The following is a 7,456-nucleotide window of genomic DNA, read 5'->3' on the forward strand; positions in this document are numbered from 1 at the left end:
AAGAACTTTCGCCGTTTTCAGAGCCCGATGCACCTACTCGTGTGAGATATCCGGGTTAGCGCCGCACCGGGTCTTCGCCGTGGCAGCCGGTGTGACCGAAGCGGTTGAAACGCTGTTTCGTACTGTACCGCCGCACGGCGAGCGGAAGTTCGGTCGTCAGGGCCGTCAGGGCCTCGTCATCGCTCCACGCCGTCTCTTGGGTAAGAGCGGCCAGCATCTCGGCGGGGAGCAGGAGGCGGGCCGTCATTTTATCGACTGTCGCCGGGGTGTCGGACAGGCTCCAGGCCCGCACCACGTCGTACAGGCCGACATCGGCCGCCCGATGCAACAGGGTGTCGTACCCGGTGCGCGGCGCGCCGCTGGCGAGAAGCTCGTCCAGGCAGGCCGCGATTTCCAGTGACCTGCATGGGATGGCGGAGGCCGCCTCTGGCTCGGAGCCGGGGGCGCCTGAATGTGCTGTCGTCATGGATAATCTCCCTTGTGCCCACTCCCTTGTGCCCATCTTTTCATCCGGGACGGGTGGACCGCCGGCTTTGCAAAATGACGGCAAGCGGGAGGGGAGGCGGTGACCCGGCCTCCTACATGGGAATCGACGCGGACCCGGCGCAGGGGGGGCGGAGATCACGAACTGGGGATGTCCGGCAGGCGATGGGCGCGGAGCGCATCATCTCCGCCAGCCCGTACCCTTGCTTGCCCCCTGGCTGTGGAGATTCCCCCTGCCTGTCAAGGCGCGGTTACGTGGCCGGATGAGGGCGGGTCGCTGGCCGGGAAGCTGTCCTTCAGTTCCTCGTCCAGGTTGGCGTCGTCCTGCTCGGCCGTGTGGTCCGGCTTCTTGTCGTCGGGTTTTGGCGGTGTCGGTTTCGTGTCGCTCGACATGATGACCCTCCATTATCGGCGTGTGCCCCGATTGGCGCACGCACCGGAACCTCAACGTCGGATCGCCGGGGTTGTTCGCCCACCTGTCGGCCATGTGATGTTTCGCGCGGGGACCGGCCTTCATTGACACGACGGCCGATTGGTGATGCATGACCGCTGTCAGGCGGCCCCAGGCGGGGCTTTTGATGCAGCGTTCCAACCGGGTTATGATCGGTTCATGAAGTTCGTTCCTTGCCGTAGCCGGTATTGCCCTGTTCTCCACCGGGCCGTTGGTCCATGAGCGCGCGCCGGCCTGGGCCGACCCGGGGCTCGGCCCGACCCGATCTGTCCTCCGCCGACATGGAAAGCCCGCCCGTTCCGTCGGGTAGCCGCCTGTGGGCGCGCCTGCGCGCGGCCGTGCGCCTGTTCGCCATCATCTGCTGGGTGCCCTCGTCGGTGTCGTTCGAGGCGCTGCTGCTGCTGGTGCCGGGCACGGCGAAGATCCGCTGGACCCGCGTGATCTGGGGCGTGCTGTGCCGGCTGCTGTCGCTGACGATCCGTGTGTCAGGCACCCGAGCCGGCACCGTGGGCGGTGCCAGGGCGCGGGCGCGCGGCGAACGGCCGGTGATCTATGTGTCCAACCATTGTTCATGGCTGGATGTGCCGGTGCTGGGTACCGTGCTGCCGTCGGTGTTCGTGGCCAAGGGCGATATCGGCGCCTGGCCGGTCATGGGTACCGTCTCGCGCATCGGGCGGACGATCTTCGTCAGCCGTCAGCGCAGCACCACCGGGCGCGAGCGCGACGAAATGGTCAGCCGTCTGATCGAGGGCGACAATCTGGTGCTGTTCCCTGAAGGCACGTCGTCGGACGGCATGCGTGTGCTGCCCTTCATGTCGGCCTTCTTCGCGATCGCCAAGATGCCGCCCATGCGCAAGGGGGCCGAGGCCGACCCGCCGATGCTGACCTACGCGCCCGGCATGGCACCGCTGATCCAGCCGGTTTCACTGGTCTATGACCGGTTGGACGGGCTGAACGTCAATCGCCATCGCCGGCCGGTCTTTTCCTGGTATGGCGACATGGATCTTGCGCCGCATGTCTGGCAGCTCCTGCAATGGCGTTCGATGCGCGCCAGCGTGATCCTGCATCCGCCGCTCGACCCCGATGCTTTCCCCAGCCGCAAGGCGCTGGCCCAGGCCGCGTGGAAGGCTGTGGCGGAAGGGGCGGCACAGTTGCGCCGCAATGCCGAGGACGTGGACCCGCAGGCTTCGTAGGAAGCCTGTCCCGTCGAAACGGGGCAGGCCAAACGGGGCAGGCCGGGCGTCGAGGCCCCGTCAGTGGCGCGCGTGACGTTGCGCGCGGGGGTGGTCGGGCCATTCCATCAAGACATTTTCCACGGCTTGCGGATCGGTGCGGTCGGCCTCGGCGAACAGTTCGTCGGCGCGGGCCTGATCGCCTTCCTCCTCGGCCTTCAGCGCGGCTTCGGCCAGGCGGCGTGCCTGTTCGTGCTTTCCCGCATCGGCGTCGGTCGGGCGGTCCTCATTGTCGGCGAAGCGGGACATGGCTGCGGTTTCCTCGGATTGCCAAGCCTATGATGTGTGGTGGAGTCGCGACGCTGTCCAGTCCTCCCGTGAATGGAAGGGGTTGCTGCGTGGCGGCGCAACCTTGGGCTATCTTCGAGCGTTGGCGCGGTGTTCAGTCCGCGTCTTATTAAGTTAACAGGAATATCTGTTCGCCTGCGTATAGAAGCACAGGGGAGCCGGGTTCTGGCCGGACGGAGAGTGACCGCTGCTCAAAAAAGCCTGTCTCTTGCCATGATTCGAGCACAGGTGGTGGTCATTACAGACACGATCGGATTGGTTTTCATCAGGAGGGCATAATGGTCTATCTGGGAATGATGAGCCTGGCGTCGGGTCTGCTCATTGCCTGTGGCATTCAGGTCGCGCGATTCGTCGATACGCGGGTCGATCCGGACCTCTCGGCGCTGAACCGGTCGGCCGGTCTGGATATCTGACAGTCGCCATGATGGTGTCGGCATGATGCCTGCGGGCGCGGCGTCGCCGCGTCCGACGGGTTCGTGTTCTGCCGGTCTTTTTCAATGGAGATAGAGGTCATGCGTCGTTCCCTGCTGTTCGCCGGCCTGCTGATGGCAGCACCGGTCGCGGCCCTTGCGCCGGCTGAGGCACGTACTGTTCAGGTGACGGGCGAGTTCGTCCCGGTCGCCGGTGCGAACGAGCATCCGACAGGGACCGTGACCGGCAGATTGAATGAAAAACGCAATCTGCTGACCTATCGTATCGAATGGCGCGGATTGAGTGGTGCTGTCATGGCCGCCCATTTTCATGGTCCGGCCGATGCGGAACACGATGCCGGCGTGCTGGCACCGATCAAGGGGCCTTATACCAGCCCGTTAAGCGGCGCGGTGATCCTCACGCCCGAACAGGTCAACATGCTGCGGGCGGGTAAGATCTACGTCAATCTGCATACCGCCGCCCGGCCGGATGGCGAGGCGCGCGCCCAGTTGCAGGTTCACTGATCCCGCTCCCGCTCCCGCAGCGCCGGTCAATGGCCGGCGCGGCGGGAGAACAGGTTGATGACGGCAACCCCCAGCACGATCAGCGCCATGCCGGCCACGGCCGGGGCATCGAGGCGCTGTTTCAGCCAGATCCAGTTGATGGCGGAAATCAGGACGATGCCAGCGCCCGACCAGATGGCGTAGGCAATGCCCGTCGGCAGCACGCGCAGAGTCAGCGACAGGAAGAAAAAGGCGATCCCATAGCCGCCGAAGGTCAGCAGCGTCGGCACCGGTCGGGTGAACTGGTCCGTGTATTTCAGGCACGATGTAGCGAAGACCTCGGCGATGATGGCCATGGCGAGATGGAGATAGGCCGTCACGTCCTGCATGGTCCTCGATTGGGGGCTTCCGGCGGGTTCCGGTCCGGCGGATCATGCCTTAACCGGAACCTGCTTGGGAAGGTTCACCGAGGCTCTTCATGCCCCCGCCCGCGCGCGTTGCCGCGTGTCGATGGCTTCAGGGGTTGATGATCGTCGGGGATACCAGAATGCTGGCCAGGATCGCGGCGACCAGCACGGCCACGACGATGACGCCGCCGAGGATCTGCCTGCCTTTGTTCATCACTCTGTCGTCGCCGGGAATTCCGGCCAGACGTTTGTTGTCCATGACCTGTGTTCCTTCCATCCGGATGACGGCGTGCGGATCGCATGCGCCCGGGAGTCTGCCGGGAAATACATGCCGGGGTGCTGTCGGCATGTATCAGGCTCCTCACAGGCATCTGGTATGGCCGGGGCGCTGAACAAGCCGGGGCGGCGGCAATCATGCGTATGTGATGGGGCGCCCCGTCAGCCCGGCGGCGCGGCGATGCTCAACCAGGCTCAGGACCGCAGCATTCGACGCTGACGGGGGCGCCGAGCACGTCGCCCGTCAGGCCACCGATCTGCTGCCGTGCCAGACGGCCGATCAGCAGCGCAGTCCCAGCCGTGACGCAACATGCGGGGCGGCGTGGCGGCCAGCCCGTCCCGCCGAACCGGCGTCATGACCGCGGACTGGACGGCCATCGCGGCCCGGCCTCCGTCTGACAAGTTCATGTGCGCCCGCTGACGCCCACACCGGCGGCACGGTGAGTGCGTTGCTGGGGTCTTCGCTCGGGTGCGGCCCCAGATCCGGCAGCGGGTCCATGCCCATGTCACGAGCCGGCGCGTGATGCACGGTGTTGGCCGAACAGTGGGAAAGGCAGGTGTGGAGCGGGTTCCGTAGCGTGCAGTCGCCCACGCGGCGTCGCGGTGGCGCTGCATACGAAATCATCGAGCAGAACCGGGATGCGGCGATGCCGCATCGCCAGCACCGCATCCAGCATGGCCGCCGTCAGCGGATCGTTTTGGCAGGCGGCATGACGGGCCTGGGCGAGATCGACGATCAGGACCGTATGCGCCACGCCCTACGCATTCGGGTCGGTGCCGCAGAACAGTGCCGCCGCCAAGACGGCGGCGGATGTGGTGTTGCCGATTCTCACCTCGCTCACGCACAGCAGGTCGGTCTGCACGTTGACCATTGTATAACCGCTCGTGAGATCTTCGGCGAGTTGGTTGATCGCGGCGCCTCCGGCGACGAAATTGCCGACCATCTGGCCGCCCACGGTGAAACCCCATGGCGAACGGCCTCGTGATTACCGGCGAAGATTACGATCCGCACATGCTCCAGCATCGGCGCCGTGCGACCCTGGCATGCGCCCGGCCATGCGGTGAGATCCTTCAGGCGGCTGAGGCTGGCGCCTGGTTTCGTCGATGTGGCTGCGCGCGTGGCGATGGTCTGCCTGGCTGGGTCGTCGGGAGGTGCAGGTTCGTAAAGCTTGAAAAAACATGGTGGCGCGCGGATGGACGCGCATGGCGGGCTTTGTGTGGCGTTACGCCTCCGGTTGCAGGACATCAGGAGATAGGCAGGGGGGCAGCGCGGGGAACGGTGACCGACCACATGCTGACGCCGGGAGGCGGGCGATCGGGAAAGACGGTATGTCGGGTCACTGCGCCCCCGGATCTATCCGGATCTATATTGTCACCACCCATGCCTGGGATGGCGAAATGCAAGGACGAATCGTCCGGCTTCGCGACAATCGCGTCACCGGTGGGTACATGCTGGAAGAACCTTCGACCCCATGGCCGCGTTGGAGGCCGCCGGGTCGGCATCGGCGCCGGTGGATTGCCTGTCCAGGCGATCGATCAATCTTATGCTTGCGGAACGCGATATCGCATCAGAGACCGATGGCTCAACCAACCCATGGCTGGTGTCGGCGAAGGCCGGATGATCGTGAAATGCGGCGATTGCTGCTTGAGATGCACCGGGATGAGCGGCGTGACGTTCTGTATCTGATGAGCGCATGGCTGGGCGTGTGCCGATGCATGCCATCCCGTTGCGATCATCGGCGGGGAGCGCGTCCTCCGTGCGGAGGACGCGAGGGCGTTGCTTCCGGGGTCGAGATCCCGCGATGATACTCATGCCCGTTCGTTCGAAGACTTTCGAAATCAAACCGCCATCGAGCCAGACCGGTCGGCCGGAGGGCGCCGGGAAATCGGCTGACAGCACGGCCGATTTCTCGTCTCCGCCATTCCCGACGGCTGCGGCGCGGGGTTCCGGTTGCTCTTCCCTTGCGTCGTGGCGTGTCGGATCGACAGCCGCGACGCGGATTCTGGAAGAAGCGTGAACTTTTGTATCTTTTGGAAAATCTAATAAATAATAATAGAAAATGATAATTCATGCGGGGCTGTGTTTTGGGATGACGCGATGGCATCCGCGGGTATGCAAGAAAAAATGAGACATGGTTCATGCTTTGACTTGACAGCGGCCGCCGCAACGCCGAGATGATGCCAAAGAAGAAAGATATTTTTTCGACCATCCAGGCAGGCCATCGGTGATGGCGGCGAATGAAAACGGTCTTTCAGAATTCCGGTTTCCGATCATGCCGGCATGGCGCGCGGTCTTCGGACTGTCGGTCGTTAAGACAACGAAAGGTTACACCTGTAATGAGTGATGAAACGAAAGCCACCCGTCGCCGGGCGTCCCGCAAGGATGTCGAGACTGTGGTGACGACGCCCGCAGCACCCGAGCCGGCGCCGGCGAAGCGTGGGCGCGGGAAGGCCAAGGCCGCCGCGACCAAGATTGAAACGGCTCCTGTCGCGCCGGCGCCCGTCGCGGCCAAGGTCGAGGAAAAGCCGGCGCGTCGCACGCGTGTTGCCAAGGCGGCCAAGGTGGCGGCCGAGCCGGTCGAGGCACCCGTGGTGCCTGCGCCCGCACGTCGCCGTGGCACGCCGCGTACGACGCTGAAGGTTGGCCCCGTTGCGGAAGAAGCGGTGACATCGCCCCGTAAACCCGCCAAGAAGGCGGCTGCCAAGCCCGCCACCACGCGCAAGGCCGCGATCGTGGCGGCGCCGGTGGCCCCGGCCAAGGTGCCTGCCCGTGGCAAGGCTGCCGCCGTGGTCGCCGCACCGGTCGAGGCTCCCAAGCGGGGTGCGAAGGCACGGGCCGCAGCGGTCGTGGAGGCCGAGCCGGTTTCGGTAAAAACCCGTAAAGCCCCGGCGAAGTCGGTCAAGGCGGCACCGGCGCCGGAAGTGAAGGCTCCGGCCGCGAAGGCCAAGGCTGCCGCCGGCCGCAAGGCCGCGCCGAAGGAAGTGGCCAAGCCGACGGCGAAGGTCGCGGTGAAGGCAGCGGCGAAGCCTGCCGCGAAGACCGTTGCGAAGGCCGCGAAAGTTCCGGCCAAGGGTGCCAAGGCGCCCGTGCCGGCCAAGAAGGCGGTTGCTGCCAAGGCCGCGCCGACGCCGCAGCGTGGAGCCGGTCGTCGTATGACGAAGGGTGATCGCACGGCGGTCGATGCATGGCGTGAAGCGCGCGAGGCGCGCAAGCAGGTGCGTCTGGCGCGTCTGGCTGCGGCGCGCGGTCAGTAATCTACGCCTGGCGCCACGCGCCGTAGGCGCAGGTGCTTCGTGCGGAAAGGGGGCGACACGTCAAGGGGCGGGGGCGCCCCGTTTTTTTTGGGGTGTGCAAGTGGGGGGGCCAAAAAAACCCCCGGGGGGGTCAAGGCGGGGGGCGGGCGG

11 protein-coding genes and 1 pseudogene are annotated in these 7,456 nt (G+C 65.5%); 4 read left to right on the top strand and 8 right to left on the bottom strand.

Annotated features, from left to right (window positions below; translation table 11 throughout):
• Window positions 1-55: 55 nt before the first annotated feature.
• Complete coding sequence (locus ABF821_RS18795; protein ID WP_182975658.1) at window positions 56-466, bottom strand: hypothetical protein; 411 nt, start codon at window positions 464-466, stop codon at window positions 56-58.
• 257 nt (window positions 467-723) lie between these two features.
• The gene (locus ABF821_RS18800; protein ID WP_182975657.1) at window positions 724-876 is read right to left on the bottom strand and encodes a hypothetical protein; all 153 of its coding nucleotides are present in this window, start codon (window positions 874-876) and stop codon (window positions 724-726) included.
• Window positions 877-1,215: 339 nt separating this feature from the next.
• Between ABF821_RS18800 and ABF821_RS18805 the strand changes: the two genes are divergently transcribed.
• A complete protein-coding gene (locus ABF821_RS18805; RefSeq protein WP_246402859.1) occupies window positions 1,216-2,127 on the top strand; it encodes a lysophospholipid acyltransferase family protein in 912 nt (303 codons plus the stop codon).
• Between the two features lie 60 nt (window positions 2,128-2,187).
• Here ABF821_RS18805 and ABF821_RS18810 read toward each other — a convergent pair whose 3' ends face one another.
• Window positions 2,188-2,415: a hypothetical protein gene (locus ABF821_RS18810; protein WP_415531185.1), complete on the bottom strand. Its 228-nt coding sequence runs from the start codon at window positions 2,413-2,415 to the stop codon at window positions 2,188-2,190.
• Between the two features lie 317 nt (window positions 2,416-2,732).
• On the opposite strand from ABF821_RS18810, the gene ABF821_RS18815 reads away from it, so the two are divergent.
• Window positions 2,733-2,867: a hypothetical protein gene (locus tag ABF821_RS18815; protein ID WP_255318174.1), complete on the top strand. Its 135-nt coding sequence runs from the start codon at window positions 2,733-2,735 to the stop codon at window positions 2,865-2,867.
• A 99-nt stretch (window positions 2,868-2,966) separates the two neighbouring features.
• A complete protein-coding gene (locus tag ABF821_RS18820) occupies window positions 2,967-3,389 on the top strand; it encodes a CHRD domain-containing protein (protein ID WP_182975654.1) in 423 nt (140 codons plus the stop codon).
• A 26-nt stretch (window positions 3,390-3,415) separates the two neighbouring features.
• Here the strand turns inward: ABF821_RS18820 and ABF821_RS18825 are convergent, their stop codons facing one another.
• The 5 genes and pseudogenes from ABF821_RS18825 to ABF821_RS18845 form a co-directional block, all read right to left on the bottom strand.
• Window positions 3,416-3,748, bottom strand: coding sequence for a DMT family transporter (locus ABF821_RS18825; protein ID WP_415531186.1), 333 nt, complete (start codon window positions 3,746-3,748; stop codon window positions 3,416-3,418).
• Between the two features lie 136 nt (window positions 3,749-3,884).
• Entirely contained in the window at window positions 3,885-4,034 is a 150-nt protein-coding gene (locus ABF821_RS18830) for a hypothetical protein (RefSeq protein WP_182975652.1), read from the bottom strand.
• A 523-nt stretch (window positions 4,035-4,557) separates the two neighbouring features.
• Window positions 4,558-4,806: a hypothetical protein gene (locus ABF821_RS18835; protein ID WP_415531187.1), complete on the bottom strand. Its 249-nt coding sequence runs from the start codon at window positions 4,804-4,806 to the stop codon at window positions 4,558-4,560.
• A 3-nt stretch (window positions 4,807-4,809) separates the two neighbouring features.
• Window positions 4,810-4,995 carry a hypothetical protein gene (locus tag ABF821_RS18840; protein WP_246402858.1) on the bottom strand — a complete coding sequence of 62 codons (186 nt, stop codon included), beginning with the start codon at window positions 4,993-4,995 and terminating at the stop codon, window positions 4,810-4,812.
• Between the two features lie 56 nt (window positions 4,996-5,051).
• Window positions 5,052-5,297 (bottom strand): annotated as a pseudogene (locus ABF821_RS18845) (nicotinate-nucleotide--dimethylbenzimidazole phosphoribosyltransferase); the annotation flags it as partial.
• Window positions 5,298-6,388: 1,091 nt separating this feature from the next.
• Here ABF821_RS18845 and ABF821_RS18850 point away from each other — a divergent pair.
• Window positions 6,389-7,306, top strand: coding sequence for a hypothetical protein (locus ABF821_RS18850; RefSeq protein ID WP_415531188.1), 918 nt, complete (start codon window positions 6,389-6,391; stop codon window positions 7,304-7,306).
• Window positions 7,307-7,456: the final 150 nt, after the last annotated feature.

The organism is Gluconacetobacter sp. (assembly GCF_047721585.1).
GTDB classification, from domain to species: domain Bacteria; phylum Pseudomonadota; class Alphaproteobacteria; order Acetobacterales; family Acetobacteraceae; genus Gluconacetobacter; species Gluconacetobacter dulcium.

Coding starts and splice junctions, on each gene's coding strand:
- ABF821_RS18795 (WP_182975658.1), bottom strand. CDS start 466: ATGACGACAGCACATTCAGGCGCCCCCGGCTCCGAGCCAGAGGCGGCC.
- ABF821_RS18800 (WP_182975657.1), bottom strand. CDS start 876: ATGTCGAGCGACACGAAACCGACACCGCCAAAACCCGACGACAAGAAG.
- ABF821_RS18805 (WP_246402859.1), top strand. CDS start 1,216: ATGGAAAGCCCGCCCGTTCCGTCGGGTAGCCGCCTGTGGGCGCGCCTG.
- ABF821_RS18810 (WP_415531185.1), bottom strand. CDS start 2,415: ATGTCCCGCTTCGCCGACAATGAGGACCGCCCGACCGACGCCGATGCG.
- ABF821_RS18815 (WP_255318174.1), top strand. CDS start 2,733: ATGGTCTATCTGGGAATGATGAGCCTGGCGTCGGGTCTGCTCATTGCC.
- ABF821_RS18820 (WP_182975654.1), top strand. CDS start 2,967: ATGCGTCGTTCCCTGCTGTTCGCCGGCCTGCTGATGGCAGCACCGGTC.
- ABF821_RS18830 (WP_182975652.1), bottom strand. CDS start 4,034: ATGGACAACAAACGTCTGGCCGGAATTCCCGGCGACGACAGAGTGATG.
- ABF821_RS18840 (WP_246402858.1), bottom strand. CDS start 4,995: ATGGTCGGCAATTTCGTCGCCGGAGGCGCCGCGATCAACCAACTCGCC.
- ABF821_RS18850 (WP_415531188.1), top strand. CDS start 6,389: ATGAGTGATGAAACGAAAGCCACCCGTCGCCGGGCGTCCCGCAAGGAT.